Here is an 18,269-nt window from a genome sequence, read left to right on the forward strand (position 1 = left end):
CGTGTCACGCCCCTTTGCGTGTTTAATCGTCCTTCAATGTCGATAAAATCCACGATTTTTCATTCGCATAATCTTTTAAATTCAACAACACATCTTCCGGATAATAAATTTTTTCATCCGATTGTCTCGAGTTCAAAATCGACTGGACGAGCATCGAGACCTCTGAAATCTCTTTTCGCTCCCCGTCATTCATCTGTAGATAAATCCCCTCGTATTTGCCTTGTCCTTTATATAAATCGTATGGCAATTGACTCAATTGATCTTCAAGCAGATAGTATGTTGGTGGAAGCCCGATCGTCTCCATCGTCTGTCGCAAGCGCTCCATATAACGGACACGATTCGCTTCCGGGAAGTTCTTATATTTTAATAATCGGCGATTCACGAATCGACTCGCCAAATCGGCTAGAATCGCGTCGTCTTCTTCCATCCATTCTTGGAAATAGAAGTAGACGACCGTCTCATCCAATTTCAAATATTGTTCGAGTGACATACCGGTGCGTTCAAAGATCGGCAAAAAGTGTTTCGGCGTCATGTTAAACTCATAGCCACTCTCATAGAGCTCCTGTGCCCGCTCAAGAATCGCTTTCAAGAGGAGATCGCTCGACCGTGTCGCCGGATGAAGGTACACTTGCCAATACATTTGATAGCGACGCATAATATAGTCTTCAATCGTATGCATCCCAGACTGCTTGACCACGACTTGGTCTTCATCCGGACGCAAGACGCGCAACATGCGTTCTAAATCAAACTTTCCATAACTGACACCCGCAAAGTGAGCGTCGCGTAACAAATAGTCCATCCGGTCGACATCAAGCTGTGAGCTGAGCATATTGACAATCAAGCGATTCGGATGCGTCTTATTGATGATGGAGGCCACTTCTTCGGCAAACCCGACACCCATCTCAGATAAAACCCTATTTACTTCGGTTTCCCCTAAAATGATGCGCTCCGTCCACACTTCATGACGAACGGAAAAGACGTGCTCGAACGCGTGCGAGAATGGACCGTGTCCGACATCGTGCAAGAGCGCTGCTGCCAACAGTAGTTCACGGTCGCGGTCGTCCCATTCCGGATACTGTTGGAACTGATCGATTAACTGGCGTGCGATTTCATATACGCCGAGCGAGTGATGAAATCGCGTGTGCTCCGCGCCATGAAATGTCAAAAAAGACGTTCCAAGTTGTTTGATACGACGCAAACGCTGAAATTCTTTCGTATTGATCAACTCCCAAATGAGGTGATCGTAAACATAAATATATCGATGTACCGGATCCTTAAATACTTTCGATCCAGATAGTTGTCCTCGAGACGAGTACATGACATGCCCTCCTACGTTTCGTTATGTTCTAGATTCGACTTCAAACGAATCGTTCCCTCCATGCTATAATGAGGAGGAAAATTTTTTGTGAAAAGGAATTAATGAATATGATCCATCCATTATTACGACAACCGAGCTATCGCATCATCGATCAGTCGAGTCTTGGCACGATGTTTCAAGCGGAACAATCGTTTGCGACCGATGATACGTTATGTGCGTCAACGCAAGAACGAGGTGCCGTCTTGCGGGCATGGGTGCACACCGATACGATTGTACTCGGAATCCAGGATGCTCGGCTGCCTCATTTGAAAGAGGGAATTCGTTACTTACATGAACATGGATTCCGTCCCGTCGTCCGAAACTCAGGCGGTTTAGCCGTGGTGCTAGACGATGACGTCCTCAACCTTTCTTTAATTTTACCAGAGAAGGACGGGATTCAAATCGACAGCGGCTATGAGGCTATGACCTCGCTCATCCAACACATGTTCCAAGACGTCACGAATGACATCGTCCCAGGTGAAGTCGTCGGCTCATACTGTCCTGGAAGTTTCGACTTGTCGATCGACGGCAAAAAGTTCGCTGGGATTTCGCAACGACGCGTCCGTGGCGGTGTCGCCGTTCAAATTTACTTGAGCGTAAGACAGAGCGGGAGCGCACGTGCTGAAATCATCCGTGACTTTTACAACCTTGCCATTCAAGGAGAAGTGACAAAGTTCACGTACCCTACCATTGTACCGGAAACGATGGCTTCGCTTGAAGACTTGCTTGGAATCCCGCTTACCGTGCAAGATGTCCTCACTCGAGCCTACCGCGTTCTTTCCACTGTCAGTTCGCTCCAAAACGCGACACTGACGGCAGACGAGCAAACAATGTTCTCAAGTCAGCTCGAACGCATGTGGAAACGGAATGAACCGTTACGCGACATTGAACAACAACTAACAGAGGAGTGATTCATCCAATGTTTAAACTGATCACAGACACCGGGGCCGATTTGACACACGATCAAATCATCGAATACGGTCTTGAGATTTTACCGCTCGGTGTCATCATCGACAACGAAGAATTTTTAGACGGTGAGACGATTCAACCAAAAGAAGTATACGAAGCGATGCGGCATGGCAAGACGCCAAAGACGTTCCAAATCGAGGCGTCACGAATCGAACACTGCTTCCGTCAGCATCTCGAGGCTGGAATCCCGTTCTTATATCTCGCTTTCTCCGGAGAACTCTCCGGTACATACCAAACCGCTGTCATGGTCGGCGAAATGTTGAAAGAGGAATATCCAGACAGTACATTCACGGTTCTCGATACACGGACCGCCTCTGTCGGACAGGCATTGTTCGTCAAAACGGTCGCAGCGTATAGTCAAGACCATACGTATGAAGAAACGGTCGAGTATGCCACTTCGCTCGTCGGCAAAGTCCGCCACTTGTTCACGGTCGAATCGCTCGAATATTTGATGCGGGGCGGACGTGTCTCGAAGGCGAGTGCTTTCATCGGAGACTTGTTGACGATTTTACCGTTATTGACGGTCGAGGACGGCAAGCTCGTCCCGATTGAAAAGGTGCGTGGTCATAAAAAGGTCATGCGCCGGATGGTCGAATGGACAGTCGAATCGAAGTCGATCGTCGAGAACGGAGACCTCTTCATCGGTCATGGTGACGACCTAGAAAAAGCCGAACAGTTCGAGAAGATGGTCCGCGAACATCTCGAACCGAAGCACATCACGAAGACACTGGTCGGGTCTGCCATCGGTGCCCACACCGGTCCCGGTCTACTCGTCATCGCCTATTTCGAGGCATGAAAAAATGAGCTCTCCCGATTTTCGGGCGAGCTCATTTTCGTTTAGCGATTCCAGTTTTTAAATCCATCACCGAACTGCGCGTAATTTTCGTCTTGGAATACACCGTCCACAAATTTCGGTACATCTACCGGCAACTTCCCTTGTGGCTTCACTTCACCGAAGATGGCACGAATGCCTGCCGGTAAGTTCGGACCAGCCGACTTCAAGTTGCCCGCCTCCGAATCTGGACCGTTCGGATCGCCTTTGAATCCATAGATTAAGAGATGTGCGGGGGCATCCGGTTGAACGGCAATGTCGTATGGGTTGCGCAAACTGAGTAAAACCGATTGTTTCCCTGTCTCATTTGCATAACGGAACACTTCGGCCGGTACATAATGATCAGCTGATGTCGGTTTTAATTTCGCGCTGTTGTTCACGTTCGAACCGACGATGATATAGTCAGCCGCCTCAACTTGTTGCCGTAGTGCCGGATTTTGATCTAGATGCGGCGTTGATGCTGAGTAGTTGGCCGTGATGACGTTCACGTCTTTCATATTCCCTGCATTCTTTTCTAGTGACTTGATTGTTTTCACCATGCTATCCGTTTGGTCTTTCGCTGGCGACAAGACGAGCACCGTGTCTCCTTTTTTCGGTTTGAATGGGAGCGTCTTCTTCTCGTTCTTCACGAGAGTGACTGCCGCCTCCGCGATTTCACGTTCCTTCGCTTTATGCTCAGCGCTCCCTACCGTCGCATTCGCTTCTGCGAGCTTCATCTCGAGCGTCGTGGAGTCCGTCGTTTCTCCCCAAATTCCACGCTCTGCTTTCAGTTTTAAAATGCGTTCCACTGATTCATCGATGGTCGCCTCCGATAAACGTCCATCCTTCACTGCCGCAATGACTTCCTCAAAGATTGCTTCGAGTTTGATCACATCTGCTTCCGAGCGTAAAATCGTCGGCATGAGCGCGATGTCGACCCCTGCTTCGAACGTCTTGATGACCGCCTCTGCTTCCGTAAAATTGTCTGCGATGGCTTGCATGTTGAGTGCGTCGGTCACCACGATTCCTTCATATCCAAGTTCCTCACGAAGCACTCCCGTGATGACATCATCCGAAAGCGTCGCCGGGAGTGGGAACGTGCCGCGTTCTGATTCGACGACCTCGTCCTCGATTTGTGGCATCCCGATATGCGCCGTCATGATCATGTCGATTCCTTCTGTGATGGCACGTTTGAACGGTAACAACTCGAGACCACGCAACTCGTCGAGTGATTTATCGACAACCGGTAACCCATAATGCGAGTCGACGGCCGTATCGCCATGACCTGGGAAATGTTTCGCCGTTGCTGCAACACCTTGGTCTTGAATACCTTGTGTCATCGCGGAACCGAGTTCCCCGACTAGTTCAGGGTCGCTCGAGAACGAACGGACGCCGATGACCGGATTCCCCGGATTGTTGTTGACGTCAAGTACCGGTCCGAAGTTCACGTTTACCCCGAGTGCGTTCAATTCAGAACCGATGATTTTCCCTGCATCATAGGCATATTGACTGTTACGTGTGGCCCCGAGTGCCATATTCCCCGGTAAATTCGTTCCCGTCCCAAGTCGTGTCACAATCCCACCTTCTTGGTCGATCGTGACGAATAACGGGACATCATTGCTGGCATCTTGTTTCACGACTTCTTGCAAATCATGAACGAGTTTCGTCGTCTGTTCCGTTTCCTTCACGTTCTCCGCAAACAATATCACTCCACCGAGATCGAAACGATCGATGACACGCGCCACTTCCGGTGCAAGAGATGTATGGTTCGCCCCGTTCCATAATCGGAAGTCCGGCATGATCATCTGCCCGATTTTTTGTTCGAGCGTCATCGACTCTAGCTTCGTGTTGACGCGCTGGTCAATCGACATCGTCGGCGTCCCTTCCGCCACGACCGCGTCTGCTGCTGGAACCGACGAGACGAGCAATGCCGTCGTCAATCCGAGTGTTGCCGTCCAATTCAGTGCCTTGTTCATGTTCCCACTCCCCTTAGTCAAATTTGGCTGACCCCCAAACGAAAAGGCATGGAGGAAGAAGCGTTGCCTCATCAACGCTCGTTCACCCCATGCCTGATCGCATCAGTTACATTTGGTCCTTATTCAGGTGGTCAACAACAGTATAGCAACTCCACTTTTTAGAAACAATTGTTCAAGTGAAAGCGTAACCATTTTGAAACAATGTTTCTGTTTTGATACACAGTGAACTGTATTGGCAAAACCAATAATTTCTGTGGTTCGTTTTTGATTCGTTTTTTGGTAAACTCAATTCGATACAGGTTAACTTTCAAAAAGGGGGAAATTATTGTGGCAAGAGGGGAACTGAAACGTAAGCCGGAATGGTTAAAGATTAAATTAAACACGAATGATACGTATACCGGCCTAAAGAAGATGATGCGCGAGAAAAATTTACATACGGTATGTGAGGAAGCGAAATGTCCGAACATTCATGAATGTTGGGCGGTACGTCGGACCGCGACCTTCATGATTCTTGGAAGTATCTGTACACGTGCTTGCCGTTTTTGTGCCGTCACGACTGGGAAACCGAACGAGCTCGATTGGGAAGAGCCAAAGCGTGTCGCCGAATCGGTTCGACTTATGAACTTGAAACACGTCGTCATCACGGCTGTCGCGCGTGACGACTTGAACGATTACGGGGCTACTGTCTTCGCAGAAACGGTTCGCGCGGTTCGCGCCATGAACCCGGAGACATCGATTGAGGTGCTCCCGTCAGACATGATGGGTGACTTCTCTGCCTTGCAGACGTTGATCGATGCGGGTCCTGACATCATGAACCATAACTTAGAGACAGTCCGTCGCCTCACACCGAGAGTCCGTGCGAAAGCAACATATGACCGCACGCTCGAGTTCTTGAAGCGTTCGAAAGAATTGAACCCGGATATCCCGACGAAGTCATCGATCATGGTTGGGCTTGGGGAGACGAAAGAGGAATTGATTGAAGCGATGGATGACCTCCGCGCGCACAACGTCGACATCTTAACGCTCGGTCAATACTTGCAGCCGACGAAGAAACACCTCGAGGTGGAACGTTACTACCATCCGGACGAGTTCGCCGAGTTGAAAGAGATTGCTCTATCAAAAGGATTCTCACATTGTGAGGCAGGTCCACTCGTCCGTTCGTCATACCACGCGGATGAACAAGTACACAAGGCGCGTCGCCACACGATGTTGCCAATCGACTAACAGAAAGAAGAGAGATTATGACTGGTACGACGTGGCACTTACTTAGAACTGAATCGACTTCACCGGCTAAAAATATGGCGATTGATGAAGCCATCGCCAATTGGGTCGCAAAGGGAGAACTCAAACCGACGCTTCGTTTTTATTCATGGGCACCTCATGCAATCAGCGTCGGACGTTTCCAGCGAGCGACGCGTGACTTGGATCGGGACGCCCTCAAAGCGAACAATATTCCGGTCGTTCGTCGCTTAACAGGGGGACGTGCCGTGTTGCATGCGGATGAGTTGACGTATAGCGTCATCTTGCCCGAATCGACCCCTGCCCTCCCGACGAATATCATCGAGAGCTATCGCCTACTCACGGAAGGGGTTCGTTGCGGATATCACGAACTCGGCGTCCCCGCCGAATTTTCGGTGCCATTGACGGAAGAGGATCGCGAAGCGCTCCGCAAACCAAAATCGGCCGTCTGCTTCGATGCTGCTTCATACTATGAGCTTACTGTTGACGGGAAGAAGATTGCGGGTAGCGCACAAGTGCGCCACCAAGGGGCCGTGCTTCAACATGGTTCGATTCCTCTCTCCGTCGATGATGAGGTGTTGTTTGACTGTTTCGCGATGGATGAGACGGAGAAACACGAAGCCAAAACCCGCTTCAGCGAAAAAGCCGTCGCCTTGAACGACACGTTAAAGCGTTTCGTTTCCTTTGACGAAGTAGCGGCCGCATTCGAGACCGGCTTCAAGGACGCTTTCTCGTTGACGTTCGAACCGCTTGTCTTCACGAAAGAACAGCAAGCCGAAATCGATTTGCTCGTCAAGAAGTACGAGAGTGATGAATGGGTCTGGAAACGCTAAAAAGATTGTCCCTTTTGATCAGGGACAATCTTTTTTTATGCCGCGTTCGCTCGGCGCAACAGATGGCGCACTTCTCGGAACGTGACGAATGTTTTGTTGTTCGCATCATACAATTTGTAGCGTAACGATTTCAAACTTGAAAACAGTCCGATTGTCGTCGCCCGTTGTAACGGCGGTGTCGACGTATGTGCTTTTTCTAGATGGTAGTTCGGCACGCGTGGACTCAGATGGTGGACATGATGGAATCCGATATTACCCGTCACCCATTGAAGCACTTTCGGCAACTCGTAATACGAGCTTCCTTCGATGGCCGCCTTTACATAATCCCATTCCTGCTCATCTTCAAAATAGGAATCTTCGAACGTATGCTGAACATAGAACAACCAAATTCCGAGCACACCGGCGATGAACATCGTCGTTCCTTGTACAATCAAGAACGCTTGCCAACCGATCAGATAGATGAGCGCGCTATATAGGACGACGAGAGAAATATTGATGAGATACGTATTTTGTCGTTCTTTTTTCCGCGCGTCCTTTCGGTTGAAACGACTCGTGACGAGAATAAGCCAAAGTGGTCCGAGACCGAACATAACGAGCGGATGACGATATAGGCGATACTTTAGACGAGTCCATTTTGACGCTTCGATATACTCCTCAATCGTCATGACCCAGATGTCGCCGACACCCCGTTTATCCAAATTCCCACTCGATGCATGATGAATCGCATGCTCTCGTTTCCACTTCTCGTATGGAAATAACGTCAAGACCCCTGTAATGGTTCCGACAATCGCGTTCGCCTTCTTATTTTTAAAGAATGAACCGTGTGTGCAGTCATGGAAGATGATGAACATCCGCACGACAAATCCTGCTGCAATCAACGTGAACGGCAATGTCAGGAAAATCGAGACACTTAGTAGTTGGTACGCTAAAAACCACGATACGAGAAACGGTAAAATCGTATTGATCATCTGCCGCACACTGATCCGAATATCGGACTTTTCAAACGGCGAGACGTGCTTTCTTAATTGGGCAATCTTTTCTTTACTCATAACAACCTCCTTGAATTCAACAGCGTCACAACGCAAAAATATAGATAAAACCAACAACCAACGTTGTTCAATGTGAATTCATGGATCGGAAGTATTCCCTATCAAGAATTAACACTAGGTCATTATATCACGTATAAAACTTATGTGGTGAAAATTCAGAAAAAAGACTCGCCCCTATCTTTAGAGACAAGTCTAACTGATTCATTGTTGCGTATAGATGGAAACCGAGCCACCGTTGACGAAGAACTCGCCCCAACCGTCCGCATTGATCGTCACGAGACGTCCGTTATTTCCTGTCATGTCTTTCCACACTTCCCCTGCATTCTGTTTTCCGACATACATCCATTTCGCCCCGCCTGGTCCGTCCGATAAAATCGTTGCAAGACCAGACTTCGCACGGTCCGTCACTCCTTCACGTGTCCATCCGATGACGTCTTGGTGATTGATGTAATCATGTTGTGTGCCGTAGGCGAAATCTTTACGCGCTTTCAAAATGGGTTGAAGCGACGCTGACATATTCGGTATTTCACGGTTCGTCGTCCCTTTCGTTCCATAATAATCTCCGTAGAATAGTGCTGGATACCCTTGACCACGTGTCATGATGGTCGCGTAGGCAAGCGGTTTGAACCAATTCGCGACTGTTGACTCAAGTGACTGTCCTGGTTGCGAATCATGATTGTCGACAATCGTCACAGCGAGTGTTGGGTGCTGCTCGACGACCGTACCTTTTAAAATGTTCCGCATGTCATAGTAACCGCCACCATTCCCTGCCGCTTGGAAATTGTAATGGAGTGGTACATCGAATACGGAATGAGTGTAGCCCGTCTTGGTCAAGTAATCATTGATGGCCCCTAAGTCATTCTTCCAATACTCCGCAACAGTGAACATCTCTTTTCCGGTTGCCTGACGAACACTCGTCACCCATTCCTTTAAGTATGAATGATTGATATGCTTCACCGCATCCAGTCGGAAGCCGTCCAATCCAAGCGAATCCGCGTACCATTTCCCCCAGTTTTTCATCTCCTGACGTACTTCCGGATGCTCAAAATCGACATCGGCGTACATCAAGTAGTCATAGTTCCCGTTCTCACCCGACACTTCACTATCCCATGCCTTACCCGTACTCTTGAATTTGTAGATTCGGCTCAGACTTCGTGATTGATCCCAGTCGGTCCCATCAAAATGATACCAACGCCACTTGAACGGCGAGTATGTATTGTTCCGTCCAGCAAAATTGAATCCAGTCCAGGCAGAAATGGCATATTCCCCAGACGTCTCTTGATTCCGGTTAGAAGGATTGACCTCGACAGCTTGAACGGATTCGGTATAATCCGCTCCGCCTTTATGGTTCATGACGACATCCCCATATACGCCAATCCCTTTCCCGCGTAAGTTGGAGATGGCCGACTGTAGCTGCGCTTTTGTTCCATACTTTGTCCGAGTCGTTCCTTTTTGATTAAATTCTCCAAGGTCATACAGATCATACGCCCCGTATCCAACATCATTTTGTGATGTCCCTTTATACGCTGGTGGGATCCAAACGGTCGAGATCCCGATATCTTTTAAGTGCTGCGAATCGTTCGAGAGTCGGTTCCAGTGTTGGCCATCGTTTGGAACATACCATTCAAAGTATTGCATCATCGTACCGTTCTGTGGGGTCGCTGCCTGTGCGACCGGTTGCCCCGAAAGCAGTGCAATCGATGTCACTCCAGCTAGGACAGCAATCCCTTGTCGTTTCTTCAACATCCTTCATTCCTCCTCAAATAGTTAATGAAAGCGCTTGCATTAATAATTGTGAATGATTTTTAATTTGTTGCATAGATAGACACTAAAAAACAGTTCTCTCTCCCTAACTATTTCTCATTCGAATAGTTCAGTCGAACGAAACAAAGACGGATGGCTTGTGCCATCCGCCTAGTCATCCTTCCCGGCTAATTCGTTTGCGTTTGAAACGGTAGCCGATGTACGGAAGTCCTGTAAACACGAGACCGATTGTCACGAGTAGTTGAATCCCAATCAATATTGTCTCGACAACGGTTGGCCAATCAAACTGAAACAACGAAAAGAGTGCAATCCATAAAATACCTAGGATGAGCGCAGCTCTTCCCATCTGACGCTCCATGTCATGATATTTTTCCTCTGTTGTTTCGACATCCGAGTAAATCGGCTTGGCATCTCGATCTCCTTTGAAAATATGAATCTCATCCCCGGTTGATGTGACATGTTCCCACCCGCTCGACGCAAACAGGTCAAAGTAGTCTTCGTCTGGACGAGTACGATAGTCCAAACTATACTGAACGTCTTCCGGTTCCCCTTCAACGAGCGTGTATCCTAGCGGGGCAAACTTCTTCAAATGCCATCCCTTGGCCGCCATTCGTTCTAGTTTCCGCATCTCACGCTCTTCAGCAAACGCCAATCCCCAGCTCGACATATACTTTTGTCTCATCTTGATCCCTCCATATCCAAAATGGCACAGGCATCTTCGACCATCGCCTGTCGTCTCTTCACATCATCCGTTAAAATCGAGCGGCCTTTATTCGTGATTCGATAGTTCTTTTTCTTTCCGTCCCCATCCATCGGTTCAATCAGTTCGGCGTTCAACAACTTTTTGATAATCGTATACATCGAAGCCGGACCAATTTGCATTCGCCCTCGCGTGGTCTCTTCGACAAATTGCATGACTAAATAGCCATGACGCGGCGTCGTGAGCGCCAACAGGATATAAAACATACTATCCGTCAGTTCCCCTAACTCTAATGAGTCCGTTCGCGGCATCTTTCCACCTCCTATATCATTGAATGATATATTTCTTATACTCAATATATATCGTTAAATGATATATGTCAATAAATGATATAAAAAAAGCCGCACCCTTTTAGGTATGCGACTTCAAGATAAACGGTTTTAACTAGTGACATAGTCTAAATCATGCAAGATATACGCCAGGAAGAAAATCATGCTTGGATTCTCATATCGCATCTGGACTTTACGGAGCTGCTCGCGATACGTGACCTCATACTCGGCCCCGTTCATCTTCCGCTCCATGTTCATCTTGATGAGCGCATCAAGCTTGTCCATCATGTCGACGAGCATTCCCTCATACGTATCGTCTTTCGAGTCAGCCATATATCGACGGAACGCCGGTTGCATATACTCAGGCAACAGTCCAAGCAGACGTTCACTTTCCGCTCGCTCGTATGCCTCAAACGCAGCCCCCGTCTCTTGCGTCGAATGTTTGACTGGACCGAGCACGTCTCCGGTCACCCCTTCAACTAAATCGTGACAGAGAAGACGAGCCACGAGTTCGGCGACATCGACATCGACGTCGTACTTCTCACGCTCTAAGAGCCCACTGAACATACCGAGCGCGGCAGCCCGGAAACCATGAATCGCATCGTTGTCGTCAATCGTGTTAAAGCGACCTTTCCAGCGACGGACACTATCCATCCGCATGACGTTCTCGATGAATCGCAACACATCTGTTTCTGCCTCGACCTGGTCGAACAGCCAGCGGACCGAATCAATCGGATGATGTCGGAGTGCGGCTTTCATCTCTTCTAGCTTGTCATCAAAGTGCGGAGAGCCGTGCGCGACTTCTCGTCGCACGAACAACATCGCATCGAACGAATCAATTCCGTCCACGATTCGACCTTCGAAAGAATCATCTTCCGCTTCCACCACGAAACGATGAAAGTGAGGACGTAATGATTGCGACAGCAGCTCGACAAGACCGAGACTCGCTGTTCGTTCCATACGCTCGATGTGACCGATCAAGGTCGGTTCTTTTTTCGTCCGGTGCATGATCGGGCCCGTCTGGACTTCATTCATGTCGTGGAAAATGGCTTTCCCGAGTAAATCGAGCAAATCGACTTCACGTCCGTTCTCTTTTTCCACATAAGCCGCGATCAAGCTAAAGACCGCGACACGAAAGCTATGACTCGCTGCGTTATCATGATAATGGGGGGCATATTCATCCCACCGTTGCACGTTTTGCATACGTGTCATCTTTCGGATAAACGTTCCGTTATGCATGGTTTCACTCCTTACGATAATCGTTCAAATACATCGTCATGACAGACGACATATAACATGTCTGTTTCCTGAAGCGGCAAATCGAGCATCGTCGCCACATCCAAGCGGTCATTGACCGCGATGAGTGTCACCCCTGATTCAAGTAACGCTGTATTTGCTTGTCGAACATTCTGCCACTCGACTTTTGGTTTCAACGCTTGAATGTTCCCACCTGACTGTTTGCTCAACAACTGACGGAAAATTGCTGTCGTTCCAGGTTGTAACGTCGCTTTTGCCATCAAGAGGGAGACCGAGTCGTTCGCTAAAATAAAATCGTCGACGCGGACGTGTTTAAATTTCGAGATATTTCTTTCTTCACACACTTCGACGACCGTGTGCAAGTCCACCTGATACTCAGAAGAGAGTGCCTCGACCGCTGACGCGATTAATAACGACTTCCCATCGGCGAGTAACGTCTCCGTGATACGGGCATCCGCAAAAATCGCGACGCGTCGCGCCTTCAAGACGTTTGCTTGCAGCAATACCGCTTCATCCGAAGCATCGCCTGATACGAAGTGAACTTGATCGTGCACGTACGGTTCCTCAACTAACTGATCAATCAATACGATCTCTGCTTTCGGTTCGTAGTTAAGCACTTCATCGATTGCTTTCTTCGTCTTCGGGGACCACCCGATATACACATAATGTCCTTCTCCACGATACACTAGTCTTCCCTCCCGTTTTAGCCGTTGAAACGTCGCACCGATTTCAACCAATTTTCCAATCAACGCCCCGATAATCCCAATCCCGAATAGGAATAAGAATATCCCGAGCCATCGCCCTGCCACGGAGGACGGATAAAAGTCCCCGTATCCGACGGTCGTCAATGTCGTCATCGTCCACCAGAACGAATCAAACAGTGATCCGAATGTCTCTGGTTCTAAAACATAACCGAGCACGGTTCCTAAGATAATGATGCCAATCGAAGCTAAGACGACATTCAAAAATGATAATTTCGCTAACCCTTTCCACACACGAAATAAGATATGCACTGTTTCCCCCTCCTTCTCTCTTATATACTAAACGTAACCACAAAAAGATTCACGAAACCATTTTGATGGTGATTCCGTATAAGAAGAAAAAAGGAAGGACTGACTTATGAACTCCATCGTCTTAGAGTATCGTCTCTATAAAAATGAATTATCGTTCGAACCACTATACCATTACACGTCTCTCGGCTTAGACGAAGTGCTAGCTCGTCGTGAATGTGAGTTTTTCGTCAAAGACGGCATGACCTACAAACAACGCTCGTCTGCCCTTGAAGGCGATCAATACTTTTTAATTTATGTCGATCGCTATACAGAGGGACCGATGGACAAGCACGAAACGAGCGACATCAAAGTCGAAATCCGCACGCTCGACGACCGGTTTGACAACCCATTACTCGAAGCCTATTACGTCGACCGCCACCTTGATGCACTCGCCATGCTCGGAAGCCAGTACTTGTATGTCGCCGGTAAAGAATATGAGCGCGATTCAGCAGAAACAGATGAAGATCGTGGTGTGTATGTTATCTACGTCACACCGACTGGTTATGAATTGGAGGAATCAACATGAAGACAAGCAAGAAAATTTTAAGCGGACTATCCGTTGCGGTATTGACCACTTCCCTTGCCGCGTGCGGTGGGGATGAATATGAAGAGGCGGCACTCCCGGAAGAACCGACCGGATACGAATGTGACGATTGGGACTGGGATGACGAGACCGAGTCGTATTATTGTGACGACGACCGCTCTCCGCACTATGGTAGCTACTTCTTACTCGGTAGCCTGTTCCGCTCAAAAAATGCGTTGAAGAGCTCTTCGTCGTATAAGACGTACAAAGCCAACGGTGGTGCGACCGGTGCCGTATCGAACGGCTCAAATTCAGGATCGTCAAAATCTGGACTCGGCAGTGGCTCTAAAGGTGGATTCGGCGGATGACGCGTGACGAACTTTACAGTCAAATCCCTTATTTTTGGCCCGATTTAAACGATGAAGAATATGCCTTATATGATTGTTTTGAGATGACCGCCTCGCAGGTTGCCTCTATCCGAGAGGCAACCGAGGCGGTTGACTCGATTTTTCGGAAGACGAATCAATTATTACGCACCCTACCTGACGAAACGCTCCGACTGCTTGGTTACCCTGAGGCGAGTCTGCCGTTCTTACGGGAGAAGACGATACCGCAGGAGACGATCATCGGTCGTTACGACTGGATCATGAAAGATGATCAACTCAAGTTGATGGAGTTCAATGCAGATACGCCGACCTTCATTAAGGAGCTGTTTGATGTGAACGGCGTGGTCGCTTCCGAGTTTGGTCTACTCGACCCGAACAGGGAAGCCACCCCCCAACTGAAAATTGAGCTGCGGAAAGCGATCGTCGCCGCGTGGAATCGACTCAAACGAGAAGGCACACCGAAAATCGTTTTTACGGCACATGATGATAACATCGAAGACAAGTGGACGGCACGATTTTTACAAGAAACGCTCGACGTACCGTCTGAATTCGTACCGTTGCACACTTTACTCGTCGACGAAGACGGCGTCTACACACCATCGGGTGAGCGAATTGACATCTTATATCGCCAAACATATCCGATTGAGCACCTTGTGGACGACCGGGCTCCAGACGGAGACTTGATTGGCATTCGGTTACTTGAACTCGATCAACAAAAATACGTGTCACTGCTCAATCCCCTCTCTGCGTTTCTCATGCAATCGAAAGGCGTACAGGCGCTGATTTGGGAATTGTATGAGACCGAGACACTATTCGATCAAGCCGAGCGCGACATCATCGGAACATATTTTTTACCGACTTACTTAGAAGACACACCGTTTCTCGGTGAATCGGACTATGTCAAAAAGCCGGCATTCGGACGTGAAGGGGACTCCGTCATCTTGTATACGAAAGATGGCCAACCGTTTCATCGCGAAACATTACAAACGTATGCGGAAGAAACGGCCGTGTACCAACAGTTCATCGAACTCCCGACACGGATGACGACAACCGTCAAAGGTCGTATGGAGACACATTACATGGTCGGATGTTTTTGCTTGAACGGACACCCATCCGCACTCGGCGTCCGCGCCGGCAGCATGATCACGAACAACCAATCTTATTACTTAGCCGTTGGCACACCTATACAAAAGGAGACGAACTCATGACATTCATCACACTCGATTCAATCTTAAGCTTCCTGGCCCACCTCGGGACAGGATTCGGTCTCATTCTCGCGGGACTCATCATCTTCGCACTAACGACCAAATATTCGGAACGCAAGTTAATCAAAGAAGGCAACATGGCTGTCGCGTTGAAACTTTGGGGGAAAGCACTAGGACTCGCCATCGTCATTTATACAGTCTGGGCGAACAGCGTCAACTTGCTCGATGCGTTCATCTGGGGACTCGTCGGTATCGCCGCCCAAGTATTGGCGTTCTGGACGTTTGAATACATCCTTACACCAGGCGTGAATTTAGAAAAAGAAGTCGAGAATGGAAACATGGCCATCGGTTTCAGCTTGTTCGCCGCATCACTCGTCGTCGGGATCATCGTCGCCGCGAGCTTGACGTACTAATCAAACACCCCATGCACGCATTTGCGAAGCATGGGGTGTTCGTATTTATAAAAGTCAGGAGGAACAATCATGTCGAAGCGAATCATCTTACTCACAATCGTTTCCGGTCTCATCATCGTAGCCATCGCAGTCGGTGTCGGACTTTACACCTACACTAACATTCAGGCTGGTGACTCATACGAAAATGCCGAAAAAGAAATGAATCGTTATATGACGACGAACAATTGGTATACGTTTGAAATTCATAATATGGAACAGTCCGTTCTCTCTTTTTACACAAATGAAGACCGCTCCGTCATCGGTCTAGCTGAGATTGATGTCGAAACAGGGAACTTAGGGTCTGTCACGAAACAAACAGAGCCGAATCAGCCTTTTGATTTCGTCATCCTTCGAGTTGAAGACATGGAGTACATCGGTGTTCACCTTAAAGAGCGACCGGAAGATGTCGTCTATTTACGGTTAAACGGTGACGATGTCTCAAAAGATTTTCTTGTCAACGATCCCGAAATTGAAAGCTACACCATGACATATGTCATTGAAACATCACGACCGTCAGATGGTTCGTGGTCACTTGAAACATTGGATGCCAACAAACAAGTCATACATTCAAGTAAACTCACGGAATAACCTATATTGTGCATCAAGACGACTTTTTCCAGTCGTCTTTTTTAGTTGGTCGCAAGAACTCCAGACGGCCCGAAAAATTCATATCGTGCCTGTGGAATAGCGCGAACGACCGTTTCCATCATCGCATTCGGTCCGCACGTATAAACATCATGCCCTTCCACATCAAGTTCCTCAAGGTGTGACTTATTCATGCAACCCGATACGTCATCTGCATGTGTGAGCAGATGAAGCCCTTCCTTCACGAGTTCATCGAGTTCGTCTCCGAGTGGACGAAGGTCCATACTCCGAACCGCGTGCAATAACGTGACAGGACGTCCTTGTTCGAGTGCCGTCTTCGCCATGTTGAAGAGGGGCGTAATCCCGATTCCTCCCGCGATGAGTGTGAGCGGACGTTTAGACGTTTCAAGGATGAATTCTCCTGCTGGTGCGCTCATCGGGACTTCTGTTCCGACCGTCTGCTCATGAAGCCAGTTTGAGACGAGTCCCTCCGTTTTCGGCGCAATCCAGTAGCCGTCTTCTGTCGTCTCGATGACACTATATTGACGGTGATGTAGGATGTCCTCTCCTGCAATGCGCGCTTGAACCGAGACATATTGTCCTGGGATGGCTGTGCCAATAACTCCATCTTTCGCGACGAGACGGAATCGTTTCACTTCAGGTGTATCTACTATGATTTCTTCGATGACGAACGGTTTGAATCCGACCCATGGCGCGTCATCATACATTTTTTTCTCGAGTGAGATGAAGACATCGGCAATCACACCGTAAGCTTTTGCCCATGCATCGATGATGTCAGGTGTTGCAGCTTCACCGAGTACGTCTTGAATCGCCGCAAGCAAGTTCTCACCAACGATCGGATAATGCTCCGGGCGGATGTTCAAACTTTTATGTTTATGAAGTGCTGGTTGGATGGCAGGAAGAATCGCTTCGAGTCGGTCGATATGAAGCGCAGCCGCATAGACCGCGTTCGCGAGTGCTTCCGGCTGACGTCCTCGCTTTTGGTTCGTATGGTTGAAGAAGTGACGAACTTCTGGATTTTGTTCAAACATTCGTTGATAAAAATGCTTCGTGATCGTCACACCATTTTCTTTCAAAACTGGTGCCGTCGCCTTTACAATCTCAATCGTTTGTTGATCTAACATGTGAATTTCCCCCTTTTGTTTTGTACACGTTCATTATGTGAGTCAAGTCACTTTAAAGCAATATATTAAATACTTGTTTAAAGTAGATTTCACGTTTCTGACTTATTTTCGCCATCACCCTTTCACATTTGTTCGAATCGCACTTTTTTGGATTGTCTTGTACAATGAAACGAGAGGTGATGATGGATGAGACTCACGCAAACATGTGACTACGCACTGCGAACGTTGATGTATAGCGCTACGTTTTCACATCGGCTCGTCACGATTCAAGAAGTGGCAGACCAATATAACATCTCCAAAAACCATGTCATGAAGGTCGTATATGAGCTTGGGAAACATGGTTATTTGGAATCGGTGCGTGGTCGAGGCGGCGGCTTTCGACTCGCACGACCGATGGATGACATCAATGTAGGGGAAGTCGTTCGGACGATGGAACCGTTCGAACTCGTGGAATGCTTCGGGGAAGGCCGATGCGTCATCGCACCTGCCTGTGATTTACGAGGTGTTTTGAATGAAGCCATGTTGGCGTTTCTTCATGTACTCGATCGTTACACGATTGCGGATCTCGTCGTCAACCGAACGAACGAACTCGCCATGTTATTAGGCGTACAAAACCCGACGGACTGAAATGGTCCGT

Annotated in this window: 19 protein-coding genes; 10 read left to right on the forward strand and 9 right to left on the reverse strand. The window is 48.3% G+C overall.

Features of this window, described 5'->3' with window-relative positions:
* Positions 1 to 22: 22 nt before the first annotated feature.
* The gene (locus KNO78_RS09615; protein WP_159563019.1) at positions 23 to 1,318 is read right to left on the reverse strand and encodes an HD domain-containing protein; all 1,296 of its coding nucleotides are present in this window, start codon (positions 1,316 to 1,318) and stop codon (positions 23 to 25) included.
* A gap of 101 nt (positions 1,319 to 1,419) precedes the next feature.
* Between KNO78_RS09615 and KNO78_RS09620 the strand changes: the two genes are divergently transcribed.
* Together KNO78_RS09620 and KNO78_RS09625 are read left to right on the forward strand one after the other, a co-directional pair.
* On the forward strand, positions 1,420 to 2,268 hold the full coding sequence (locus KNO78_RS09620; RefSeq protein WP_159563020.1) for a lipoate--protein ligase family protein: 849 nt from the start codon (positions 1,420 to 1,422) through the stop codon (positions 2,266 to 2,268).
* An 8-nt stretch (positions 2,269 to 2,276) separates the two neighbouring features.
* Positions 2,277 to 3,122, forward strand: a complete 846-nt coding sequence (locus KNO78_RS09625) for a DegV family protein (protein ID WP_159563021.1) — start codon at positions 2,277 to 2,279, stop codon at positions 3,120 to 3,122.
* A 41-nt stretch (positions 3,123 to 3,163) separates the two neighbouring features.
* On the opposite strand, the gene KNO78_RS09630 is transcribed toward KNO78_RS09625, so the two are convergent.
* On the reverse strand, positions 3,164 to 5,113 hold the full coding sequence (locus tag KNO78_RS09630; protein ID WP_214690413.1) for a glycoside hydrolase family 3 protein: 1,950 nt from the start codon (positions 5,111 to 5,113) through the stop codon (positions 3,164 to 3,166).
* A 288-nt stretch (positions 5,114 to 5,401) separates the two neighbouring features.
* Between KNO78_RS09630 and lipA the strand changes: the two genes are divergently transcribed.
* Positions 5,402 to 6,337 (forward strand): lipoyl synthase, encoded by a 936-nt coding sequence (gene lipA, locus KNO78_RS09635; RefSeq protein WP_324292278.1) that lies wholly within the window; start codon positions 5,402 to 5,404, stop codon positions 6,335 to 6,337.
* Between the two features lie 17 nt (positions 6,338 to 6,354).
* Entirely contained in the window at positions 6,355 to 7,185 is an 831-nt protein-coding gene (locus KNO78_RS09640; protein ID WP_214690412.1) for a lipoate--protein ligase family protein, read from the forward strand.
* 35 nt (positions 7,186 to 7,220) lie between these two features.
* Here KNO78_RS09640 and desA read toward each other — a convergent pair whose 3' ends face one another.
* From desA to KNO78_RS09670, 6 genes are all read right to left on the reverse strand, one after another.
* Positions 7,221 to 8,234: a Delta(5) desaturase DesA gene (gene desA, locus KNO78_RS09645; protein ID WP_074035599.1), complete on the reverse strand. Its 1,014-nt coding sequence runs from the start codon at positions 8,232 to 8,234 to the stop codon at positions 7,221 to 7,223.
* Positions 8,235 to 8,435: 201 nt separating this feature from the next.
* Positions 8,436 to 9,977: an alpha-amylase gene (gene amyS / locus KNO78_RS09650; RefSeq protein ID WP_374193984.1), complete on the reverse strand. Its 1,542-nt coding sequence runs from the start codon at positions 9,975 to 9,977 to the stop codon at positions 8,436 to 8,438.
* Positions 9,978 to 10,152: 175 nt separating this feature from the next.
* Positions 10,153 to 10,680: a DUF2812 domain-containing protein gene (locus KNO78_RS09655; RefSeq protein WP_196431312.1), complete on the reverse strand. Its 528-nt coding sequence runs from the start codon at positions 10,678 to 10,680 to the stop codon at positions 10,153 to 10,155.
* Positions 10,677 to 11,009 (reverse strand): PadR family transcriptional regulator, encoded by a 333-nt coding sequence (locus tag KNO78_RS09660; protein WP_012727454.1) that lies wholly within the window; start codon positions 11,007 to 11,009, stop codon positions 10,677 to 10,679. Before KNO78_RS09660 ends, KNO78_RS09655 begins: the two co-directional genes overlap by 4 nt.
* Before the next feature lie 129 nt (positions 11,010 to 11,138).
* Positions 11,139 to 12,266 (reverse strand): YfbR-like 5'-deoxynucleotidase, encoded by a 1,128-nt coding sequence (locus KNO78_RS09665; RefSeq protein ID WP_078147724.1) that lies wholly within the window; start codon positions 12,264 to 12,266, stop codon positions 11,139 to 11,141.
* A gap of 11 nt (positions 12,267 to 12,277) precedes the next feature.
* The gene (locus KNO78_RS09670) at positions 12,278 to 13,297 is read right to left on the reverse strand and encodes an ion channel (RefSeq protein WP_031422116.1); all 1,020 of its coding nucleotides are present in this window, start codon (positions 13,295 to 13,297) and stop codon (positions 12,278 to 12,280) included.
* A gap of 106 nt (positions 13,298 to 13,403) precedes the next feature.
* Between KNO78_RS09670 and KNO78_RS09675 the strand changes: the two genes are divergently transcribed.
* From KNO78_RS09675 to KNO78_RS09695, 5 genes are all read left to right on the forward strand, one after another.
* Entirely contained in the window at positions 13,404 to 13,862 is a 459-nt protein-coding gene (locus tag KNO78_RS09675) for a hypothetical protein (protein WP_012727457.1), read from the forward strand.
* Positions 13,859 to 14,227, forward strand: coding sequence for a hypothetical protein (locus KNO78_RS09680; protein WP_012727458.1), 369 nt, complete (start codon positions 13,859 to 13,861; stop codon positions 14,225 to 14,227). The genes KNO78_RS09675 and KNO78_RS09680 overlap by 4 nt, the downstream gene beginning before the upstream one ends.
* Positions 14,224 to 15,453 carry a glutathionylspermidine synthase family protein gene (locus KNO78_RS09685; protein WP_214690410.1) on the forward strand — a complete coding sequence of 410 codons (1,230 nt, stop codon included), beginning with the start codon at positions 14,224 to 14,226 and terminating at the stop codon, positions 15,451 to 15,453. Before KNO78_RS09680 ends, KNO78_RS09685 begins: the two co-directional genes overlap by 4 nt.
* Complete coding sequence (locus KNO78_RS09690; protein WP_012727460.1) at positions 15,450 to 15,863, forward strand: DUF350 domain-containing protein; 414 nt, start codon at positions 15,450 to 15,452, stop codon at positions 15,861 to 15,863. Before KNO78_RS09685 ends, KNO78_RS09690 begins: the two co-directional genes overlap by 4 nt.
* Positions 15,864 to 15,932: 69 nt before the next feature.
* Positions 15,933 to 16,490: a hypothetical protein gene (locus tag KNO78_RS09695; protein ID WP_214690409.1), complete on the forward strand. Its 558-nt coding sequence runs from the start codon at positions 15,933 to 15,935 to the stop codon at positions 16,488 to 16,490.
* Between the two features lie 41 nt (positions 16,491 to 16,531).
* Here the strand turns inward: KNO78_RS09695 and KNO78_RS09700 are convergent, their stop codons facing one another.
* The gene (locus KNO78_RS09700) at positions 16,532 to 17,632 is read right to left on the reverse strand and encodes a globin domain-containing protein (protein WP_214690408.1); all 1,101 of its coding nucleotides are present in this window, start codon (positions 17,630 to 17,632) and stop codon (positions 16,532 to 16,534) included.
* Between the two features lie 186 nt (positions 17,633 to 17,818).
* On the opposite strand from KNO78_RS09700, the gene KNO78_RS09705 reads away from it, so the two are divergent.
* Positions 17,819 to 18,259 (forward strand): RrF2 family transcriptional regulator, encoded by a 441-nt coding sequence (locus tag KNO78_RS09705; RefSeq protein WP_012727463.1) that lies wholly within the window; start codon positions 17,819 to 17,821, stop codon positions 18,257 to 18,259.
* The last annotated feature ends 10 nt before the right edge of the window (positions 18,260 to 18,269 follow it).

The sequence above is a fragment of the Exiguobacterium sp. s132 genome (assembly GCF_018617235.1).
Lineage (GTDB): Bacteria > Bacillota > Bacilli > Exiguobacteriales > Exiguobacteriaceae > Exiguobacterium > Exiguobacterium profundum.

What these genes read in the sequence shown, in the direction of transcription:
- KNO78_RS09615 (WP_159563019.1), bottom strand. Translation starts at nt 1,318, where the DNA reads ATGTACTCGTCTCGAGGACAACTATCTGGATCGAAAGTATTTAAGGAT.
- KNO78_RS09620 (WP_159563020.1), top strand. Translation starts at nt 1,420, where the DNA reads ATGAATATGATCCATCCATTATTACGACAACCGAGCTATCGCATCATC.
- KNO78_RS09625 (WP_159563021.1), top strand. Translation starts at nt 2,277, where the DNA reads ATGTTTAAACTGATCACAGACACCGGGGCCGATTTGACACACGATCAA.
- KNO78_RS09630 (WP_214690413.1), bottom strand. Translation starts at nt 5,113, where the DNA reads ATGAACAAGGCACTGAATTGGACGGCAACACTCGGATTGACGACGGCA.
- KNO78_RS09640 (WP_214690412.1), top strand. Translation starts at nt 6,355, where the DNA reads ATGACTGGTACGACGTGGCACTTACTTAGAACTGAATCGACTTCACCG.
- desA (WP_074035599.1), bottom strand. Translation starts at nt 8,234, where the DNA reads ATGAGTAAAGAAAAGATTGCCCAATTAAGAAAGCACGTCTCGCCGTTT.
- KNO78_RS09655 (WP_196431312.1), bottom strand. Translation starts at nt 10,680, where the DNA reads ATGAGACAAAAGTATATGTCGAGCTGGGGATTGGCGTTTGCTGAAGAG.
- KNO78_RS09660 (WP_012727454.1), bottom strand. Translation starts at nt 11,009, where the DNA reads ATGCCGCGAACGGACTCATTAGAGTTAGGGGAACTGACGGATAGTATG.
- KNO78_RS09665 (WP_078147724.1), bottom strand. Translation starts at nt 12,266, where the DNA reads ATGCATAACGGAACGTTTATCCGAAAGATGACACGTATGCAAAACGTG.
- KNO78_RS09675 (WP_012727457.1), top strand. Translation starts at nt 13,404, where the DNA reads ATGAACTCCATCGTCTTAGAGTATCGTCTCTATAAAAATGAATTATCG.
- KNO78_RS09680 (WP_012727458.1), top strand. Translation starts at nt 13,859, where the DNA reads ATGAAGACAAGCAAGAAAATTTTAAGCGGACTATCCGTTGCGGTATTG.
- KNO78_RS09685 (WP_214690410.1), top strand. Translation starts at nt 14,224, where the DNA reads ATGACGCGTGACGAACTTTACAGTCAAATCCCTTATTTTTGGCCCGAT.
- KNO78_RS09690 (WP_012727460.1), top strand. Translation starts at nt 15,450, where the DNA reads ATGACATTCATCACACTCGATTCAATCTTAAGCTTCCTGGCCCACCTC.
- KNO78_RS09695 (WP_214690409.1), top strand. Translation starts at nt 15,933, where the DNA reads ATGTCGAAGCGAATCATCTTACTCACAATCGTTTCCGGTCTCATCATC.
- KNO78_RS09700 (WP_214690408.1), bottom strand. Translation starts at nt 17,632, where the DNA reads ATGTTAGATCAACAAACGATTGAGATTGTAAAGGCGACGGCACCAGTT.
- KNO78_RS09705 (WP_012727463.1), top strand. Translation starts at nt 17,819, where the DNA reads ATGAGACTCACGCAAACATGTGACTACGCACTGCGAACGTTGATGTAT.